The following is an 18,537-nucleotide window of genomic DNA, read 5'->3' as shown; positions in this document are numbered from 1 at the left end:
CTATTCTCCTCTGTATATGCACCGTGTTCTGGCTGTTTCCTGAACGGTGATCTCATAAAGTCCAGGCAATTTATCCTGAAGCTTTTTCCAAAACCAGCCAGCCATATTTTCTATGGTTGGATTTTGGAGTCCTTCAATATCATTTAAATAGCTGTGATCGAGCTGCTCGATCAAAGGAATAACAGCCTCGGAAATTTTGGCATGATCATACAGGATGCCTCGAATAGGGTCGACTTCTCCTCGTACGGCCACAGTAAGCTTAAAGCTATGGCCATGAACCCTACGGCATTTGTGGCCTTCGGGAAAAGAAGGTAAAGCCTGAGCGGCTTCAAAATCAAAATCTTTAGATAATATTACTTGCATGCAAATTTTATGCTTGGTTCATTTTGGACAAATGCGCAAACAATCAATAAAATAGAAAGTAATCGATTTTTAAAAGCTTTTTGTGCAAAGTGTATCTATAAACGGGTGGAGTTCAAAAAGAAACGTCTATGGAATATACAGTTCTTGGCAAAACAGGTTTCAAAGTTTCAAGGCTAGGAATTGGAACCGCTGAAATAGGCTTGGAACATATGCAAACAGCAGCCGTTTCTGAGTTGCTGCTCTTTGCTTTGGATCATGGTATCAATCTCATCGATACGGCCCGAGGCTATGAACAATCTGAAGAGCTGATTGGCAAAACGGTTGCTCATCGAAGAAGAGATTTTATCCTTGTCACAAAGTGTGGCTATGGCGAGGTGGAAGGCAAAGAGTTTTTACCCCCTTGGTCTAAAGAAAAAATTGCGGCTTCAGTGGATCAGTCTTTAAAAAAACTGCGTACCGATCATATCGACATTATGCTTCTGCATACTTGTTCAAAAGAAATTCTGGAGCAAGGAGAAGCTCTGGAAGCTTTAATCGTAGCCAAAGAAAAAGGGAAAATAAGGTTTATTGGTTATTCTGGAGACAATGAGGAGGCCATCTACGCGTTGAGCCTTCCTGAAATAGATGTATTAGAGATGAGTTTGAATGTGACCGATCAGAAGAATCTCGAAAAAGTTTTACTGGAAGCTAAAGCTAAAAATGTGGGTGTTTTAGCAAAAAGACCCTTGGCCAATTGTCCCTGGAAAGATCCTACGGAATTGAGCCCTTCCTATGCTAAGGAGTATGGAGCTGAATACAGGAAACGGTTTGAGCAAATGCAGCTAAAACCGGAAGATTTTGGCATAGAAAAAAAGGATTGGCCCAAGTTTTTCTTAAGTTTTGTACTTTCTTTTCCGGAAGTGCATTCGGTTATTGTTGGTACAACAAAGCTAGAGCATCTCTTTGAGAATATCGAAACGTTACAGGAAGGCCCTCTGGAGGAGTCTATACTCCAGAAAGTAAAAGAGGCTTTTCGGAAAGCCGAACAAAACTCAGCAAGCCCCTGGCTTGCGCAAGGATAAGAGAGGAGAAGAGAGAGAGGCGTCTTTTTATGGCTTCGGCACGACTGTTGATTAAAGTGTTAGCCAACGCAAAAAAAACTGAGCTGGTTGGCATGCATGGAGAAGCGATTAAAATCAAACTTTCGGCTCCACCTGTGGAGGGGAAAGCGAATGAACTGCTTCTTTCTTTTCTTTCTGACCGCTTGGAAGTACCCAAGGGGTTGTTGCGTATTGAAAAAGGAGAAAAAAGCAGGCTTAAAACAATTGTCATCAATGAATGGTTAGAGAAAGATAGCCCGCAAGACTTTCTCCTGAAAACAAAGGTTAAGAAACAGGAAGAAGAACGATGAGTGTTTGTTTTAGATGTTTTGTTCTAAGTCAAAAGAGAATTTCCTGCTCCTTTCTTCTTCTCTTTTTAGTCTTTCCTTTTTCGTTAGTTTCCTCTCCACTAAAATTTACGCCAGAGCTGAAGGATTGCCAGCTTTTTATAGAAGATGAAGAGGGGGTGCATCCAAAATACCCCTTCGTGATCAATGCGTACACGATCATTCCTCCGGATGCTCTGCTACGAGTAATTTATGTAAAGCCGCAGATGGATCTTCTTTCCGGTAACCCTCAAACAGCTGAAGGAGAAGGCGGAGAAAAAGGGGGATTAGCTGCAGCCGCTTCTCGGTCTACTCCGGCCATAGAATCAGATGGAGCATTCCATACGGATAGCCCTGAAGAAAAAGAGATGAAAATGATCCACCAAACAGTATGGAAGACGGGATTAGCGTTTTGCCAGGCTTTTGATTTTCTTGATGCGGATGATTTAAGAATTATCTTTCAAGAAAAAGACAAAAAGTCTTTTAAGGATGAACCGATTAGCTTTCCTGAAGGCATGATTCTTGCCCAGATCGATTCGAAGATCTTTGTGGTAGCTCTAGAAGTGGGTGGAAAAGGCTACGAATACGGCATGAAATCTGGGGATCAGATCCTGGCTATCAACGATGTAGGGATTAATGGCGGTCTTTCTGATTTTTTGTCTATATATAGAAAAGAGAAATTTGGGCTTACTGGAGCTAAAAAATCGATCCGTTTTCTTGTGGCAAGACAAGGGGAAAGCAACCCGTTGGTTGTGTCTATACCACTGCCTCCATCGCTTCAAGGAAGCATTCTAGATGAACCTTTTGTGACTGAGCCAGTTAAAAAAAGAAAGTGATATTTTTTCTGTTTAAAAAATTAATATTTTTTTTCTACCAGATACTACTATTGAAATTGCATTATTGACACTCTTCAGAATTCATGGCATAAAATGCGTGCACATTCTAGAAGAGGAGAAAACATGCGAAAAAGAGAACATATCTTTTTATAATTAAACTTTGGCAATCATTTTTCCATGTTTATCGGTAGATTTTTATCCGTTGTTGTTTTTGTAGGCGTGGTTGTATCGGCAGTTTTTGGACTTCTTATTGTCAAACAAAAAAATCAGTTCAAGGCTGAATATGCACGCACCTCTGAAGAGTTGAAAAAAACGAGCGAACAGCTAGAAGAATCGAAGGTCTTGCTAGAGAGGACTTCAAAACACTTAGAGGAGGTCAAGGCTGAACTTGCTCAGGAAAGGGAAAGGGCTCAAAAGCTTGATAACGATCTTAAAGAAACCCAAAGTCAACTTGCTGATCTCCAACAGAAATCGGAGAGCAGTTCTTCGATGGCCAATCAGCATAAATCCGAATTGGATGCTCTGACAGCTAAGCTTGAAGAGGAAAAGAAAGCCAATCAGGAAGCCTCAGAAAAAATAGAAAACTTAGTCAAAGAAAAACTTGCTTTGGAAGATAGTATAGCTCGGCTGACCAATGAATTAAACAAGTTCAAGCAGGCCTCTCCTGCGGTTGCACGAGCTGTCTCCATGAGGACTGGTATTCATGGTAAGGTAGTTTCTGTCAACCGGAATTGGAATTTCGTCGTATTGAATATTGGAGAAAAAGATGGATTAGTTGAAAATGGAGAGCTTGAAGTCTTCCGCAACAAACAATTTCTAGGAAAGATAAAGATTGTTTCAACAGAACCTTCTACAGCTGTTGCTGATATTGTAATGGATTCGCTTAAAGGAAACATTCAGCCCGGAGATGATGTTTTAAATTAGAAAAAAGAAAAAAATATTTTTGATTTCTTTTTTAAAAAAAGCAAAACTGGTTTGTTATGAAAGCGAAAATGTTGAATATACTTTGGGTCTTGTCTCTGTGTGTCATCATGAGCGTTGTGGGAGGCTGCGCATCAACTTCAAATTCTACTACCCAACAAGCTAGCCAGGATTCTTCTAAATCCAAAAAGAAGAAGCAGAAGCAGGAAAATGTCACTTCCATGCCTTGGAATACCCCTCCTTCATGGCAACAAAATGGACAGGCTGGCTCGTATATGGGAGGAATGCCAGGGGCTGGATTCTAAAGAGCTGGAGGGACTGCCAATTAAGAAGTTATTTATTACACTCCGCGTGCTTCCGGATGCCATATGTATTTATGGATTTGAAGTCCTAGTCTAACATTTAACCTATCGGCTAAAATCCATTCAGAGAGGATACTTGGCTCTAGTTCACCGAAAACAGGAGAAAAAGTGATTGCTTTAACTTTAGTGAGCCGTTCTTTTTCTTCTTTTAGTTTGGTCTTTGCCCATTGATAATCTTCGTTATTCCCAATGACAAACTTCAGTTCGTCTTTTTCCCTAAGCCAATCAAGATTGGCTAGCAAGTTCTTTTCGCTTTCTCCACTTGATGGGCATTTCAAATCAACTATCCGATGGACCCTTGGATCTACTTGGCGGATGGACAAAGCGCCGCTGGTTTCCAATAGTACTTGATAGCCAAGATCGCAGAGCAAGCGGAGCAGATGCAGAGTGTTTTTTTGAAGGAGTGGCTCTCCTCCAGTCACTTCTACAAGTGGAATGTTAAATTTTTGAATCTGATTGATGATGGCTTCAATAGGGAGTAGTTTGCCTTCTGAAAAAGCATACGTTGTGTCGCACCACCGGCATCTCAAATTACATCCCGTTAGTCTTATAAAAGCACAAGGGTAGCCAGCAAAGGTACTTTCTCCCTGAATGCTTAAAAACAATTCGTTTACCACAAGTTTCAGCTTAAAAACCTCTTCCCTCGGTAGGAACGTAATGTCATCCATCCAGAAAAAAATAAATCCAGAAGCAATTTTAGCAACAAAAGCCTATAAGAAAAAGAGACTAATTGAAGGAAATCCTATGAGAAAGCACCTGAGGATCAACTGCCACTCCTTCGCTTAAAATGGCTCTTGCTTCGGGCACCTTCCCTGGGATATTCCATAGTAGCACTCCCATGAGTTTCGAGGAATCATGATAGTAAAGCACACCCTTGGAATGGTCCGCGTTCCAAAAAGAGATTACAGGAAGGGTCCCATCGGCTATGCCCACACTTTCGTAAGAGCAATTAAAAAAATCGGAATAGAAGGAAGGAATATGATCATAAACGAGAGGGTTTCCAGCCATGGCTTTGCCTACACATTCTCCCATTTTTCTTGCATTATCTTCATGTTCTACCCTCAGTCGCTTCCCAAGTAATGGACAATAAAAATTAGCTACATCTCCGGCTGCGTACACCCCTTCACAGCTCGTTTGTAGATATTCGTTAACAACAATACCGTTTTCTACTTTGATGCCCGCCTCTTTGGCTAAATCAACATTAGGAATAATCCCAAGACCTGCCACAACACAATCAAAAACAAGTTCTTGTCCTGTGGAACTGACAATTATTTCTTTGCCCCCCTCTTTCCTATAGTCTTTAACGGATTGATTAGGGTAGAGGCGAACTCCCTTTTGTTCAAAAAAGGCGTTGAGCCGAAGAGAAAGCTCTAAAGGAAATATCCGGCGGCCTATTCCTTCTTCCAAAAAGATCATGCTGACTTTTTTCCCAAGCTCGCACAAACAGGAGGCAATTTCAGTTCCAATAAATCCACCGCCAATAATCCCAAAATGTTCTGCTCTTTCTGTTATTTCTCTAAGCTTGTAATAATCAGCAAGATTACGGTAATAGATAATGGATTGATCTTTAAAAGGCAGCGTTCTTGGTCTTCCCCCCGTTGCTATAAGAAGCTTTTCAAAACTATAAGTCTTTTCCTTATCTGTATACAGCCTGCGATTGGAAAGATCAAGAGCTAGGGCTGTTTCTCCAAGAAAAAGATCCACTTTTTTTGACTCGGTTCGACACCATATCCTTTGGACCGGCCTTCCTTTCCACAACCCCTTGGAAAGAGGAGGACGGAGATAGGGTGGATAGGGCTCCTGAGAGATAATACCGATGGCTTTATTCTCGTCGATTGAACGAATGGCACGAACAGCAGCATCCGCAGTCATCCCCCCGCCGACAATAAGATATGGATAATGGGATATCATAGCAGTATTGTGAAAAGAAACACCGAAAAGATCAAAACATAATTTTTTTTACTTAAGAAGAAGCTAAAACGACTCGAGGATTTCAAAAGAACGGATCCAGCAACAGCATCCCAAGTAGTTTTTAGCCTCTTGGATGAGTGACTCAAAAAATTGAGGATCTTCTTGACGCCAAAGGGCAAAGAGAGAGCTACCACTGCCGCTCATCAAGCAAAGTTCTGGGTGGAATCTACGGATGAGCCAGTTTTTAAGAGTTCCTAGCCAAAGATATTTTGAAAAGACGACTTGTTCAAGGTCATTGAGGGGGTGATCAATCGTTTCTGGGTCTGGTGGATGCACGACGCCTTGGTCCAGCAGCTCTCTATATTTCCTATATGCCCAGGGAGTTTGTATTGGAAAACCTGGATAAAAAAGTATGCCTTTGCGTGGATAATGAATGGTCGCCGGCTGGAGCTTTTCTCCTCGGCCTGTACAAAGGGCTGGTTTTTTTAATAGAAAGAAAGGCACGTCACTGCCCAGCTGGGCAGCTAATCGGAAAAGAGTGTCAATAGAATCTTTTATTCCAAAAAGTTCTTTTAGGGAAGAAAGAACTGTAGCCGCATCACTGCTACCGCCTCCAAGCCCAGCACCGGGAGGAATCACTTTGGTCAGTTTTATCTTTAGGCCTGTTCGTATGGAATAATGAGATAAAAAAAGCAGGGCCGCTTTGAATGCTAGATTGTTCGCATCTTTAGGAACATCGAAATGGCCGCTAGTCTCCAATTCTATGCCACTCTCTGTCCGTTCGATATAGATATTATCACCAAGAGATATCGGTGCCATGAGGGTTCGAATCTCATGGTAGCCATCCAGTCTTTTTCCAAGAATACGTAGTCCAAGATTGATTTTTGCCGGAGCAAAGCTATTAATATAAGATAAAGTGTCCATGGAATTAAAACCAATTGTTGCTTTGGATTTATCCGATGTGTCTGAGGCTTTGAATTTGGTTCATTTGTTAAGGCCGCTGATCGATTTTTTTAAAGTAGGCAGTCAGCTTTTTATGGCTGGAGGAGCTGATATTATCAAGAAAATTATTGATAGCGGTGCCGACGTCTTCCTTGATCTAAAATTTCATGATATTCCTAAGACTGTTTTTAGAGCAGTTTCTGAAGCTGTCAAGCTCAAAGTAAAGTTTACTACGGTTCATGTTCTAGGAGGGGAAGAAATGCTCAGGGAAGCGGTTGCGGCAGCTGCCGGAAGTTACACAGAAATCATTGGAGTGACTGTGCTAACGAGTGCTGAGCAAAAAACACTGGAAAGAGTTGGCATTGATCGGCCGGTTGAAGAAGAAGTTCGGTTATTGACTAGATTGGCACTGGAGGCTGGGCTCAAAGGAATAGTCTGTTCGGGCAGAGAGCTAGTGACTGTTCGAAAACTGGAAAAACAGCCTGATTATATCGTAGTGCCTGGGATTAGGTGGGAAAAACTAACTGGAGACGATCAGAAACGGACCATAGGTCCGCAAGAAGCTGCAACCCTGGGGGCAACACACATTGTCGTCGGTAGGTCCATACTGCAAGCTTATGATAAACTAGGGTTGGTGCGAAAATTGCTTAGTGAACTTAAAAAGGATAAATTACAGGAAAAGCTTAATGAAGAAAAAAATAACTTTTTTGCATGAAAACAAAACCATTGGTATTGTTTGAAACATGGCAAAAAAAGTTAAAGACACTGGAATGAAGGACACCTCTATGACATTCGAAAAACTTGATTCGCTGTCGACCCTCCAAATAGTTGATCTGCTTGGGCAGTCTCTGGTCAATGATGCTTTCAGTAGGGAAGCCTTTTTTTATCTGAGAAAGCGGGTGGGGGATCTAGAAGAGACCTGTGATAAGGCTAGAGACGCAATTGAAAAGCTAAATGAAGCTGTGGAAAAGCTTTCCTCTCCAGCCAATCGAGTAGGGACGCTTTTGGATCTTCCTAAAAGTGACGTAGGGCTTGTGGCTCAAGGAGGCTCTGAATTCTATTGTCTTATTGATCCGCGTTTAAAAGGGGAAACATTGCTTATTGGTACAAGGGTGCTTTTAAATGAAGCCTATGCTATTGTAGGGGACTTGGGTTTTGATGCTTCAGGACTGATTGTAAAGATTTTAGACGTTTTACCAGACAATCGATTAAGGATTAGTCATGAAGGCAGTTTTGGTACGTTCATTGTCATTCGCTCTTCCCCACTGATGAAGGAGCGGTTGAAGCCGGGATTAGAAATTCGATTAGACCCCTCTCATCGAGTGGCGATCGAAGTGGTAAAGTCGACGAAGACTTCATCGAAGCTTTTAGAGAGAGTACCAGAATTGCCATGGGAGAAAGTCGGTGGACAGAAGCAGGCGATCGAAGCGATTAAGGATGCTGTTGAGCTTCCTTTCCTCTATGCTGATATTTTTGCCAAGTACAAGCACAATGTGCCTAAAGGATTTTTGTTGTATGGGCCGCCCGGATGCGGTAAGACACTTATTGGCAAAGCTACGGCGTATAATCTAACAAAAAAGCTTCGAGAAAAGACTGGGGAGGAGAAGCGAGAATATTTTATGCATATTAAAGGCCCTGAAATCCTCAACATGTGGGTTGGTGAATCTGAAAGACAGGTTAGAGAGATTTTTGAACAGGCCAGAGAGCTAGCCAAGGAAGATTATCTTCCTTTTATTTTCATTGATGAAGCTGAATCGATCCTTGGGACTCGAAGAGCGGGAAGATTTAATAGCATTTTGAATACACTCGTTCCGATGTTTTGTGCCGAAATGGATGGGATTGAGTCGATGCGACAGGCAGTTATTATTCTTGCTTCCAATAGGGCTGATCTCATTGATCCGGCGATCTTAAGGCCTGGAAGAATTGACAGGAAGATCAAAGTCAATAGGCCAGGCAAAGAAGAAGCAAAGGAAATTTTTAGGATCTATCTCACTGAAGATCTTCCTTACGATGCGAGCCTTATGGAAAGGTTTGAAGGGGATCTGAAGAAAGTGATCGATTTTCTTATCGAAAAGGTAGTCGAAGAACAATACGCTCGAACGGATCGCAACCAATTTTTGGAAGTGACTTTAAGAAGCGGCAAAAAAGAATATCTCTACAGGGGCGATCTGAATAGTGGGGCTATTATTGCTTCCATTGTAGAAAGAGCAAAGGGTATGGCCATAAAAAGAACCATTATTGATCCTCTTCAGGGAGGGATACGACTGGAAGATCTCCTTTGTGCCTTAGATGAAGAATACATCGAAAATGACATATTCCCTCCTTCAGATATTACTGAGGATTGGTTGAAGCTTGTGGATTATGATCCACAGAATGTTGTAAAACTATCGCCGATTATGCCTAGAAAAAAGATGGTTTCTGGAGTAGTATAGTAAAAAAGAAGTGAAGTTTTATGGAAAAAAAGCGGCTTGTGCCCTGGTCGGTGTATTTTGGGTTGGAAACTGAATTTGGGATTTCTGTTTTAGAAAATGCCGATATTGATGTTGTCGAAGAGTCGATTCATCTAGTCCGTTCTGCTTCTCAGCTTGGCAGTCCAAACCTTTGGGATTATACCAAAGAAGATCCCCATCAAGATGCTAGAGGGTTTCGGGCAAGGGAATTGCGGCAGGATGCGGATGAAGCCAACTTTTTTTCTCAAGATCGACAAAGACCCTACAGTTTTGAAGAAATAAAAAGTGATTTTGTCCTACGCAACGGAGCTAGACTCTATAACGATCATACCCATCCAGAATATTCCACAGCGGAATGTTCGACGCTGATCGAACTGATTGCTCAAGACAAAGCCGGAGAAAGAATATTGGAAGAGTGTGCCAAGGCCTCCAGTAAAAAAAGACGCCATACCGTTTGCATGTACAAAAACAATACGGATTTTGCTGGGCACAGTTATGGATGCCATGAAAATTATTTGATTCCCCGTCTCATTCCCTGGGATAGGCTGGTCGAAGGCATGCTTCCCTTTTTGATTACCCGACAGATCTATGCGGGAGCAGGAAAACTTGGATGGGAAAGAGAAGATCATGGTATGCCGGGTGGCTATCAGATCTCACAGAGAGCCGATTTTTTCACAGAGCTTGTGGGCATTGATACGATGAATCGCCGACCGATCATTAATACTCGGGATGAACCCCATGCCAATCCGAAGCTATATCGAAGATTCCATGTGATTCTTGGCGATGCCAATCTTTCAGAATTTTCAACTTGGCTCAAGGTAGGGACTACAGCCTTAGTCTTGGAAGCGTTGCAGTATGAGCGTATCCCTAAAAGATTCTTTTTGGCTGATCCGCTTTATGCGCACCGTAGCATATCGCGTGATCCGAAATTCCGCTGGGAAATAGAACTAGCGCATGGAGGGAGGGCCACGGCCATTGAACTGCAGAATGACTATGCGGATTGGGTTGCCCGTTATGTGGATTTAGATCATCCAGAAAAAGAAAAAGTATGGAAGGCATGGAAAGAGACCCTTCATACTTTGTCATCCAATCCCTATGCGTTGAAGGACCGATTGGATTGGATGGCTAAGTTCTGGTTACTGCAGACATTTAGAGAGGATCAAAACCTTTCTTGGGAAGATCCTTGGCTTCAAAGTCTTGATCTAGAATATCATCTGGTTGATCGGAGCCGAGGCCTGTTTTACGCTCTGGAATCCGCAGGGGATATTATCCGATTAACGACTGATGAAGATATCTGCCAGGCTATACAACAGCCTCCTTCGTCTTCTCGAGCCTTTGTTCGAGGTAAATGTATCCAGAGATTTTCAAAGGATCTTATTAACGTCCAATGGGATTATATTGCTTTTCGGTTCAATGGGCAGACCTATAGACTGGATTTAGCATCTGCTTTTCCAGGAGTGGATCTGGAGGTCTATTGCGAAGTTATCGATAATGCTAAAAGTGTGGGAGACATCGTAAAGAACTTGAATTTGAAGCCCATGGGGAATTGATTAAATTGTACAATCGATGAAACACAACATGGAGGTAATCATGCTCATGCCTGAGCAAGGACAGAAAAACAAACAGATGATTCCGACTCCAGGACCAGGAGGAGGCAGTGGTCCTGGGCCACAGGCTCCACAAGTAGAAAAACCGAATACAGAAGAAATTCTTAAGCGCATGCGCAAAGTCGATCCTGACCAGGCGCGCCGCTACAGGCAGAGGACTGGAGAGTGAATCAAAACCCACATCCAAGGTTTTCTTTGCCTGTTGAAGCGGGCAGAAAGGAAAGACTGAAAGGGGATTTTGTGTCGTTATTGAAAGAAAGTGGCATAGTCTTTCCTTTCTCTGCTCCGGCTGAGCTTCCCACAAAGCCGATTTCGGAAAGGTTATGGGTAGAATCAACAACAATCTTAGCCTTTTATTATAAGGAGGGAGTGATTGTAGCAGGGGATCGGAGGGCAACGGCGGGCAATCTTGTGATTCATGAACGCGCTGAAAAAGTGATTTCGATTGATCGAAATACGATTTTAGCGATAGCAGGTACGCCGGCAACGGCTTTTGAGATTGCCAGAGTCCTTCAGCATTCCTTTGAATTTTATCGAAGAAGCCAGCTTCAGCCTCTTAGTGTTGCTGCCAAGGTAAGAATGGTTAGCAAGTTACTGAAGGATAACATGGCTTTATCCTTGCAAGGCATTGGAATTGTGGTGCCACTGCTTGCCTTGGCAGATCCTTTTGGTAAGGAGGGACCGACTATTTATTTTTACGATGCTTTGGGAGCTCAGTTTCAGACCGTGGATTTTGCAGCCTCTGGATCTGGCTCTCCTGCTGTTCGAAGCATTCTGCAGTATATTAACAGATGGAGTGGAAAGCCAAGTATAGAAAGGAATGAGGAAGAAGCTATTAGGCTTGCCTTACAGTTGTTAGATATTGCTGCCGAGTCGGATACGGCTACTGGGGGAGTCAATCGAAGGAATAGAATCTTTCCGCAGGTAAAACTCTTGAAAAAAAGTGGCGTGGTTGAAATAGCTGAAGAAAGGCTAGCAGAATTGTTTGCTGAAGTCGGTTAGCTTAAACAGTTCCTTTATTCTTTTGCCTTTTTTAGCGTTGTGCTTTCACTATCTTTTTTTCCATCACCAACTTTTAATCATTATGCTTTCTTTTGAACATCGACAATAGAAGGTTTTATTTTTAATCTATAAAAACTTTATATAAAGTAGAAGGAGATAATGTTGTGATAGAGGAGCCTTATAGATGGCTTGAAGCCATTGCCAACAGAAGAGAATATATTGAAGATCAACTGCAGGCTGCGCTGCCACTGGCTGTTGTTAATGGTGAGCCAGGGATAATCATTGCGACGAAAAGAGCAGGTACCCCTAAAATATATGAAATTTATGATCATCTAGCTATGGGGTGTATAGGCCATCCGGCGGATATGGAAAAGATTAGGCAATCAGCCATTGAGTTGGCTCATCTGGAAGGCTTTACGAGATCTAGAGAAGATGTTTCGGCTCGGCGGATTGTGACCTACAATCTGGCGGTAGGCCTTAAAAATGCATTTGAGCAGATTTTTTCAGCGCCTTTTCTTTTTAGATGCTTGTTTGTCGAACTTGGAGAAAAGCTCGAAAAGGACGAAGGATGGATTGTCGACTATGACGGAAGCTACTGGACCAGTTTTGGCAGAGACATGAGTAAGGGACTCTTGATCAGTGGCAAAAAGGAAATAATGGAAAAGTTCCGAGTAGAAAGAGAAAGCCTTGGCCTGTTGGAATATAAGAGCATGAAGGAAATGGTTCTATATGCTATAAAGCTAATATTGTGGGCATCTGATACGGCATCTTTAAAGAACTCTTTGATAGAAGGAATGCGATCGGTTGAAGAAAGGATGGAGCTAACTACGCTTGCAGACTATGAAATTGTGCTCATGGATAGAAACTATTATGGCCAGCAGAGTTTTACGGTAGGGAATGATACTTTGTTGGGCTTCTCCTCATCTTCATAGGAGGTAGTTTTGGATCTTATTTTAAAAAGGATGATTTTTCAATGAAGCGAATCGTAGGCATCGAAACCGAATATGGGTGTCTGTTCAATCAGGGGGCTGATCCACTATCGGTTCCAGAACAGGTAAAAGATTATCTTATTTTAGAAAAAAAAATTGGTTTAATTGATATTCATGATAGGGACTATGATGAGCCTGCAGGAAATGGAGGGTTTTTGTTCAATGGGGGTAGGCTCTATATTGATATGGGTCATGTGGAGTATTGTACTTCGGAGTGCAAAAATCTTGCCGATCTTGTGGCATCTGATTATGCAGGGGAGCGATTGTTGCAAACGGCTTTGGATGAATTGGGGTTGAGTGAGAGCGTTTCTTTTATTAAGAATAACATCGATCATTATACAGGGGCGACATTTGGTTGCCATGAAAATTATCTAATTCGGCGTAATGCGCCTTTGACCCAGCAAAACGTGGAATCCCTGTTGGCATTTCTTGCGATTAGAGGACTGATGGTTGGAAGTGGTCGAGTGGGGAGTGTGTTGCCTGCAAAAAAATACAATAAGAAGGATGGCAAAACTGTTCATTTTCAAATCATGCAGCGGGCAGATTACATACAAACCGAAATTTATGAATGGGTTCAATTTAACAGAGCGCTGATCAATGCCCGTGACGAACCTTTGAGCGATCCATGTAGATTTCGCAGACTACACCTGCTATTGGGTGATTCCAACATTCTTCCCTTTTCTCAGGCTTTAAAAGTAGGAACCACCTCGCTTGTTTTGGATCTTTTAGAATGCCGAATGATGCCGAAGATCGCTTTTGTCGATCCCGTAAAAACGATGCAAACGGTTTCTCATGCGGCGACTGCGGATTGTTTGATTGAATTGGCTGATGGGAGAAAGTGGACGCCTGTGGATGTGCTCTCTGAGTATTATCTTCAGGCTGAAAAACTGGATGAAAAAGATGAAGATGCCCTGTGGATTTTAAAAGCTTGGAAAGAGGTGCTGGAAGGACTATCTGGGAATCAGGAAAAGCTTATTGGGAAAGTGGACTGGATCACTAAGCGCTATTTGCTCGAATCTTTTTGTATGCAAGAAAAGATAGCTTGGGATGATCCCTGGCTCGATAGTTTGGATTTAGAATACCATCAGATCGATAGGAAAAAGAATTTTGTATGGCTTCTTCCCAATACTAGTTATGAGGATCTTGCTTTACCTGCATGGCCACAGAATAACTATCTTGCGGAACCTCCAAGAAATACAAGGGCCTATGTTCGGAGCCTGCTCATGAGACAGTTGGCCAAAGAAAATGTTTCCTATGTGATCGATTGGGATTATGTTCAAATAGGTAATTCGAAATATTATTCGTTAGATGATCCTTTTATCTGCGTTATGCCAAAGACTACAAAACGGCCTTATTTTGATACAATCCATTGGTAGATGATTTTATGTTGGAGCTTTTACAGCAAAAACTGCAGGCACTGTTTAAGAATCTGAGGGGCTATGGAAAACTCAGTGAAGAAAATATTTCTGGAGCTATAAGGGAAATTAGGCTGGCTCTTTTAGCTGCTGATGTTCATTATCAGGTCGTTAGAGATATTTGTGAAGAAGTCAAACAAAAGGCTCTAGGTACAAAGGTCTTGGAAAGCATTCGGCCTGGGGATCAATTCATCAAGATTTTTCATGATGCTCTCATTGAGTATCTTGCATCAGAAAAGCAGGGATTATTGAGTGAACGGCCTTTAAGAATATTGCTGTGTGGGTTAAACGGGTCTGGAAAAACGACCACTGCCGCTAAACTTGCTTTATGGTGCAAAAAGAACAAGGAAAGGGTAGGACTTGTGGCAGCGGATTTGATGCGGCCAGCTGCTATAGAACAGCTAACCAAGCTTGCTTCGCAGATTGATGTTCCAGTGTATGCTCCAGAAAAAGAGGAAAAAATAGAGGCTTTCCTTTCCAGAGCCCTAGAGCAAACAAAGCAAGATCGGCTATCGGTCGTCATTTATGATACGGCAGGAAGGCTAGATTTAGACGAAGAGCTTCTTAAAGAATTACAGCTTGCCTATTCTGTGGTGCTTCCTCAGGAAGTCCTTCTTGTGATTGATTCAGCAACCGGTCAAAAGGGGGTCGACATTGTAAAGGCTTTCATTGAAAAAATTCCTGTTTCAGGGTTGATCCTTTCAAAATTTGATGGGGATGCCAGAGGGGGAGCTGCATTTTCTGTTAAGAAAGTAACAGGACTGTCCGTTTTGTTTTTAGGGACAGGAGAAAAGGTGGAGGCTTTTGAGTTGTTCCGTGCGGAACGATTGGTCGATCGGCTCTTTGGATTTGGAGATATTGTTTCTTTTGTTGAAAAAGTGGAAGCTCAGATAAAAGAACAGTCGCTTGCCGAAATCGAAAAGAAAATCCGTTCCAAGCAATTCGGATTAGATGACTTTCTTGTCCAAATGCGAATGCTTAAAAAGCTGGGACCATTGGACCAACTGTTGTCTTATCTGCCTGGATTCCCAGGAAAAGGACAGATTGAGATTGATGACAAAAAACTCAAAAGGATTGAAGCCATAGTCCTTTCCATGACTCCAGAAGAAAGAAAAAATCCTGATTTAATCAATGGTAAAAGAAAATTAAGAATAGCTAAAGGCAGTGGGACCACTGTTCCGGAGATCAATGAGTTTTTAAGACGATTTGATTCTGTCCGAAAACTAATCAAAAAGTTTTCTTCTTCTAAAGAAGGCTTCAAGTTTCCTTTTTTTAAAAACTAAAGCTTGTTTTTTATCTTTTCAGTTATATAGTTTATTTTTTCTTTAGATTGATGATTTGGTACGAATAAATAGAGTTTTTATCAATAATTTCATAAGGAACGATTGTTATGGCTGTAGTAATTAGATTACGTCGGGAAGGGAAGAAAGGTAGGCCTGTTTATAGAATTGTTGTTGCAGAAAAGAGGTGGCCTGCTAATGGCAAGTATTTAGAAGAAGTTGGATTTTATAATCCAATGGCTGAGGAACCAAATTTTTACAGACTTAAGATGGATCGAGTGGAATATTGGCTTGAGAAAGGAGCAAAGCCAACGGAAACAGTCAATCACCTTATAAAGAAAGCATCAAAGAACGTTGCCGTTCATTGAATGAGATTTGCAAACTGGGGATTTTTTGTGGTTAAAATGGACTGATCCGTACATAAAGAAATAAGCAATCGAGAAAAGTCCCATTCTTTTCTCTGCTAAAGTGAGAATTGACGTAATCACCCTGTGTCCTAAAATTATTGAGGCTGCATCGGAAGAAGGAATTTTAAAACAAGCGATCAAAAAGGGATTGTTACGTCTTTTTATCCATCAGTTGAGAGATTATGCAAGGGATAAGCATAGGACGGTAGACGATAGGCCCTATGGAGGGGGTCCTGGAATGGTCTTGAAATGTGAGCCAATATTTGATGCTATGGAAGCCATTGGATATGATAAGGAAAAAGATACGGTTGTATTTCCTTCTCCTTCCGGCTTTCAGTTTAGCCAAAAAATGGCTGCCAACTTAGCAAGCCAACAACGGTTGATTTTTATTTGCGGACAGTATGAAGGGGTGGATCAGCGGGTGATAGATCAGCTTGTAGACTTTGAAATTTGTGTTGGAGACTATATACTCAGTAACGGGACAATCGCCACCCTTGTTATTATAGATAGTGTGGTGAGGTTGATCCCAGGGGTTTTAGGCAACGAAAATTCGGTTATTGACGAATCTTTTAAAGATATGTTACTTGAAGCTCCCCAGTATACCCGGCCAAGAAAATTTAGGGATTGGGAGGTTCCAGAGGTGCTTCTGTCGGGAAATCACAAAGCAATCAATCTATGGAGAAAGCGGTTAGCGGAAGAAAAAACTGAAAAATTTCGAAAAGATCTTTGGGAAGCTAAGAAAAAGGAGACTCAATATGAATCTGATTGAAAAAATTGAATCAAGTCAGCTAAGAAAAGACATCCCTTCATTTTCTCGTGGTGATTTTGTTACGGTGATGACCAAGGTAGTGGAGGGAGAAAAGGAAAGAATCCAATCTTTTTCTGGTATTGTCATTAGTCGAAAAGGCAGAGGAATAAACGAGTCTTTTATTGTCAGAAAAATTAGTTATGGAGAAGGGATCGAGCGGAATTTTAAATTGCATTCTCCTGCTATCGAAAAGATCATTATTGAAAAGAAGGCTCCTAAGATAAGAAGAGCAAGACTCTATTATTTACGGAAACAAAAGGGCAAAGAAGCGATGCTTGGGATGAAAAAGTGAAATAGGGGAATAAAGGGGAAAAAAGGTCGTTCTTTGGCTCTATATGACTCCCCTCGATCTGACTTTCGAAAAAAGACTCTCTAATGATGGGTATAGGCTTATAGCGGGAATTGATGAAGTTGGAAGGGGTGCTTTGGCTGGACCAATTGTTGCGGCGGCTGTGATTTTACCACTGGAGCTACCTTTTCATCAATCTTTGAAAGATTCCAAGTGCGTAGGAGAGAAAAAAAGAGAATCGGTTGTTCGGTGGCTGATCAAAGAAATCGAAATAAAGTATGGTCTTGGTTTTTCCTCGGTCGAAGAGATAGAAAAATGCAATGTTCATAAGGCAAGCTTATTGGCCATGAGAAGAGCCGTCTGTTGCCTTGATGTTGAGCCTGATCTTCTTCTAATAGATGGGATATGGAAGTTGCCCGGGATTGAAATTACATCTATACCCATTGCTCAAGGAGATGCTAAAGTGGCATCTATTGCTGCTGCATCGCTTGTTGCTAAAGTAAACCGAGACCTGTGGATGACTAAGCTTGGATCTCTCTATAGAAATTATGGATGGGATAAAAACAAAGGATATGGTACTCCTTCTCATTTTGCAGCAATAAAAACAAATGGATTTAGTCCTTTTCACAGAAAATCTTTTTTTAGAAAAAGAGAATTCTTTGGTCAATATGAGGGTTATTGGTAAGAAAAGACAGCCTTTTAGAACGCTCCATCGGACTTACTCATTTCTACTCGTCAGCAGAAACAAAGCTGTCTTCCTGCTTCCTCAAGGCCAGTTTCACACCGCCTTCTTGTGGTGACGACGGCCAGAGCTTTCCTTTCCCCATACTTCACATCTGACAGCACTTGCCATAGAGCCGCCAATACTGCCAAGCCATACGCCAGGTGATTACTGGTCGCATTCACCTCCCAGTCCTGGAGGCTTCCACAGTCCAGGCAGGTCCACTGTCGAACAGCCAGCGGAATTTTCTTCTGACCCCTCCCACAAGCCAAAGAGGTATTGCTGGACGCAAACCAGCGATCGGCCACCCCCACCATTCCGCCTTGTATTCTAGTTGCCGCCAGAACTCGAAAACACTCCCGTCGGCAATGGACCAAGCCAGGGGATGGCTTTTCAGTATCCCCTCCCCATGCAAGTCTTTGATGACAATCGAATGAAACCGTCGGGTGAGGTTGGACGTGAACTGGCGACAGGCGTCCTGCCGGATATTGGCGATGCAGGCGTGAAGGCTGGACAGCTTGGCTATTACCTTTTTCGCATTCTCTGTCACCGGCAACCGTGTGCTTTTGGGAATCGGAGCATTGTCCGCTAACCCGAGCTCTCTAGTCAGGGGAAAACAGTCAGGCCCGCCTGTCTTGCGGTACTTCGGGTACTTTGCGCGTCCTGCCCAGAAGTTCTTGCAGGCGACTCCCAACTGCCCAATTGCCATCTGTGATGCGTTTTTGGTGACTTCGAGCATACAGGGGAATTGCTCGCGTTTCATGGCGTTGAGCTGGTGACGGAAGGAAGGCTGCGAGAGCTTGGGCAGGCAGGTGCTTGGCTTTCCCCC

General features: G+C 42.3%; 22 protein-coding genes. 17 read left to right on the top strand and 5 right to left on the bottom strand.

Translation table 11 applies throughout. The features are described from left to right. Positions 1 to 363 carry a 6-carboxytetrahydropterin synthase QueD gene (gene queD, locus QOL44_RS06820; protein WP_009059963.1) on the bottom strand — a complete coding sequence of 121 codons (363 nt, stop codon included), beginning with the start codon at positions 361 to 363 and terminating at the stop codon, positions 1 to 3. Positions 364 to 491: 128 nt separating this feature from the next. Between queD and QOL44_RS06815 the strand changes: the two genes are divergently transcribed. The 5 genes from QOL44_RS06815 to QOL44_RS06795 all read left to right on the top strand — a co-directional run bounded on the left by QOL44_RS06815 (position 492) and on the right by QOL44_RS06795 (position 3,830). Continuing rightward, on the top strand, positions 492 to 1,424 hold the full coding sequence (locus tag QOL44_RS06815) for an aldo/keto reductase (protein ID WP_009059964.1): 933 nt from the start codon (positions 492 to 494) through the stop codon (positions 1,422 to 1,424). Between the two features lie 29 nt (positions 1,425 to 1,453). Further along, positions 1,454 to 1,753: a DUF167 domain-containing protein gene (locus tag QOL44_RS06810; protein WP_009059966.1), complete on the top strand. Its 300-nt coding sequence runs from the start codon at positions 1,454 to 1,456 to the stop codon at positions 1,751 to 1,753. Continuing rightward, positions 1,750 to 2,604: a PDZ domain-containing protein gene (locus QOL44_RS06805; RefSeq protein WP_009059967.1), complete on the top strand. Its 855-nt coding sequence runs from the start codon at positions 1,750 to 1,752 to the stop codon at positions 2,602 to 2,604. Before QOL44_RS06810 ends, QOL44_RS06805 begins: the two co-directional genes overlap by 4 nt. Positions 2,605 to 2,781: 177 nt before the next feature. Beyond that, positions 2,782 to 3,528 (top strand): hypothetical protein, encoded by a 747-nt coding sequence (locus QOL44_RS06800; RefSeq protein ID WP_009059968.1) that lies wholly within the window; start codon positions 2,782 to 2,784, stop codon positions 3,526 to 3,528. 56 nt (positions 3,529 to 3,584) lie between these two features. Continuing rightward, a complete protein-coding gene (locus tag QOL44_RS06795) occupies positions 3,585 to 3,830 on the top strand; it encodes a hypothetical protein (protein ID WP_045086596.1) in 246 nt (81 codons plus the stop codon). Positions 3,831 to 3,865: 35 nt separating this feature from the next. Here QOL44_RS06795 and QOL44_RS06790 read toward each other — a convergent pair whose 3' ends face one another. From QOL44_RS06790 to ispE, 3 genes are all read right to left on the bottom strand, one after another. Continuing rightward, positions 3,866 to 4,555: a radical SAM protein gene (locus tag QOL44_RS06790; RefSeq protein WP_009059970.1), complete on the bottom strand. Its 690-nt coding sequence runs from the start codon at positions 4,553 to 4,555 to the stop codon at positions 3,866 to 3,868. Between the two features lie 58 nt (positions 4,556 to 4,613). Continuing rightward, on the bottom strand, positions 4,614 to 5,798 hold the full coding sequence (locus tag QOL44_RS06785; RefSeq protein WP_009059971.1) for an NAD(P)/FAD-dependent oxidoreductase: 1,185 nt from the start codon (positions 5,796 to 5,798) through the stop codon (positions 4,614 to 4,616). A gap of 63 nt (positions 5,799 to 5,861) precedes the next feature. After that, the gene (gene ispE, locus QOL44_RS06780; RefSeq protein WP_009059973.1) at positions 5,862 to 6,722 is read right to left on the bottom strand and encodes a 4-(cytidine 5'-diphospho)-2-C-methyl-D-erythritol kinase; all 861 of its coding nucleotides are present in this window, start codon (positions 6,720 to 6,722) and stop codon (positions 5,862 to 5,864) included. Between ispE and pyrF the strand changes: the two genes are divergently transcribed. The 12 genes from pyrF to QOL44_RS06720 all read left to right on the top strand — a co-directional run bounded on the left by pyrF (position 6,721) and on the right by QOL44_RS06720 (position 17,672). Further along, positions 6,721 to 7,455 carry an orotidine-5'-phosphate decarboxylase gene (pyrF, locus tag QOL44_RS06775; RefSeq protein ID WP_009059976.1) on the top strand — a complete coding sequence of 245 codons (735 nt, stop codon included), beginning with the start codon at positions 6,721 to 6,723 and terminating at the stop codon, positions 7,453 to 7,455. The genes ispE and pyrF overlap by 2 nt on opposite strands. 70 nt (positions 7,456 to 7,525) lie before the next feature. Then, positions 7,526 to 9,172 (top strand): AAA family ATPase, encoded by a 1,647-nt coding sequence (locus QOL44_RS06770; protein ID WP_228343234.1) that lies wholly within the window; start codon positions 7,526 to 7,528, stop codon positions 9,170 to 9,172. 20 nt (positions 9,173 to 9,192) lie between these two features. Further along, positions 9,193 to 10,740: a proteasome accessory factor PafA2 family protein gene (locus QOL44_RS06765; protein WP_009059981.1), complete on the top strand. Its 1,548-nt coding sequence runs from the start codon at positions 9,193 to 9,195 to the stop codon at positions 10,738 to 10,740. Between the two features lie 16 nt (positions 10,741 to 10,756). After that, positions 10,757 to 10,966 (top strand): ubiquitin-like protein UBact, encoded by a 210-nt coding sequence (locus tag QOL44_RS06760; protein ID WP_228343235.1) that lies wholly within the window; start codon positions 10,757 to 10,759, stop codon positions 10,964 to 10,966. Continuing rightward, on the top strand, positions 10,963 to 11,799 hold the full coding sequence (locus QOL44_RS06755) for a 20S proteasome subunit alpha (RefSeq protein ID WP_009059984.1): 837 nt from the start codon (positions 10,963 to 10,965) through the stop codon (positions 11,797 to 11,799). The genes QOL44_RS06760 and QOL44_RS06755 overlap by 4 nt, the downstream gene beginning before the upstream one ends. A 164-nt stretch (positions 11,800 to 11,963) precedes the next feature. Beyond that, the gene (locus QOL44_RS06750; protein WP_009059986.1) at positions 11,964 to 12,731 is read left to right on the top strand and encodes a 20S proteasome subunit alpha; all 768 of its coding nucleotides are present in this window, start codon (positions 11,964 to 11,966) and stop codon (positions 12,729 to 12,731) included. 41 nt (positions 12,732 to 12,772) lie between these two features. Then, positions 12,773 to 14,164, top strand: coding sequence for a proteasome accessory factor PafA2 family protein (locus QOL44_RS06745; RefSeq protein ID WP_009059988.1), 1,392 nt, complete (start codon positions 12,773 to 12,775; stop codon positions 14,162 to 14,164). Next, positions 14,158 to 15,486, top strand: coding sequence for a signal recognition particle protein (gene ffh, locus QOL44_RS06740; protein ID WP_244235740.1), 1,329 nt, complete (start codon positions 14,158 to 14,160; stop codon positions 15,484 to 15,486). The genes QOL44_RS06745 and ffh overlap by 7 nt, the downstream gene beginning before the upstream one ends. 107 nt (positions 15,487 to 15,593) lie before the next feature. Beyond that, complete coding sequence (gene rpsP / locus QOL44_RS06735) at positions 15,594 to 15,851, top strand: 30S ribosomal protein S16 (RefSeq protein WP_009059993.1); 258 nt, start codon at positions 15,594 to 15,596, stop codon at positions 15,849 to 15,851. Between the two features lie 100 nt (positions 15,852 to 15,951). Next, positions 15,952 to 16,659, top strand: coding sequence for a tRNA (guanosine(37)-N1)-methyltransferase TrmD (trmD, locus tag QOL44_RS06730; protein ID WP_009059995.1), 708 nt, complete (start codon positions 15,952 to 15,954; stop codon positions 16,657 to 16,659). After that, a complete protein-coding gene (rplS, locus tag QOL44_RS06725) occupies positions 16,646 to 16,990 on the top strand; it encodes a 50S ribosomal protein L19 (RefSeq protein WP_009059997.1) in 345 nt (114 codons plus the stop codon). Before trmD ends, rplS begins: the two co-directional genes overlap by 14 nt. A gap of 43 nt (positions 16,991 to 17,033) precedes the next feature. Then, positions 17,034 to 17,672: a ribonuclease HII gene (locus tag QOL44_RS06720; protein WP_009059998.1), complete on the top strand. Its 639-nt coding sequence runs from the start codon at positions 17,034 to 17,036 to the stop codon at positions 17,670 to 17,672. Positions 17,673 to 17,889: 217 nt separating this feature from the next. On the opposite strand, the gene QOL44_RS06715 is transcribed toward QOL44_RS06720, so the two are convergent. After that, positions 17,890 to 18,447, bottom strand: coding sequence for a hypothetical protein (locus tag QOL44_RS06715; protein WP_283401165.1), 558 nt, complete (start codon positions 18,445 to 18,447; stop codon positions 17,890 to 17,892). Between the last annotated feature and the right edge of the window lie 90 nt (positions 18,448 to 18,537).

Source organism: Candidatus Methylacidiphilum fumarolicum (genome assembly GCF_949774925.1).
GTDB lineage: Bacteria > Verrucomicrobiota > Verrucomicrobiia > Methylacidiphilales > Methylacidiphilaceae > Methylacidiphilum > Methylacidiphilum fumarolicum.
The sequence above is the reverse complement of the archived record's forward strand: the minus strand, read 5'-3'. Positions and strand labels throughout refer to the sequence as shown.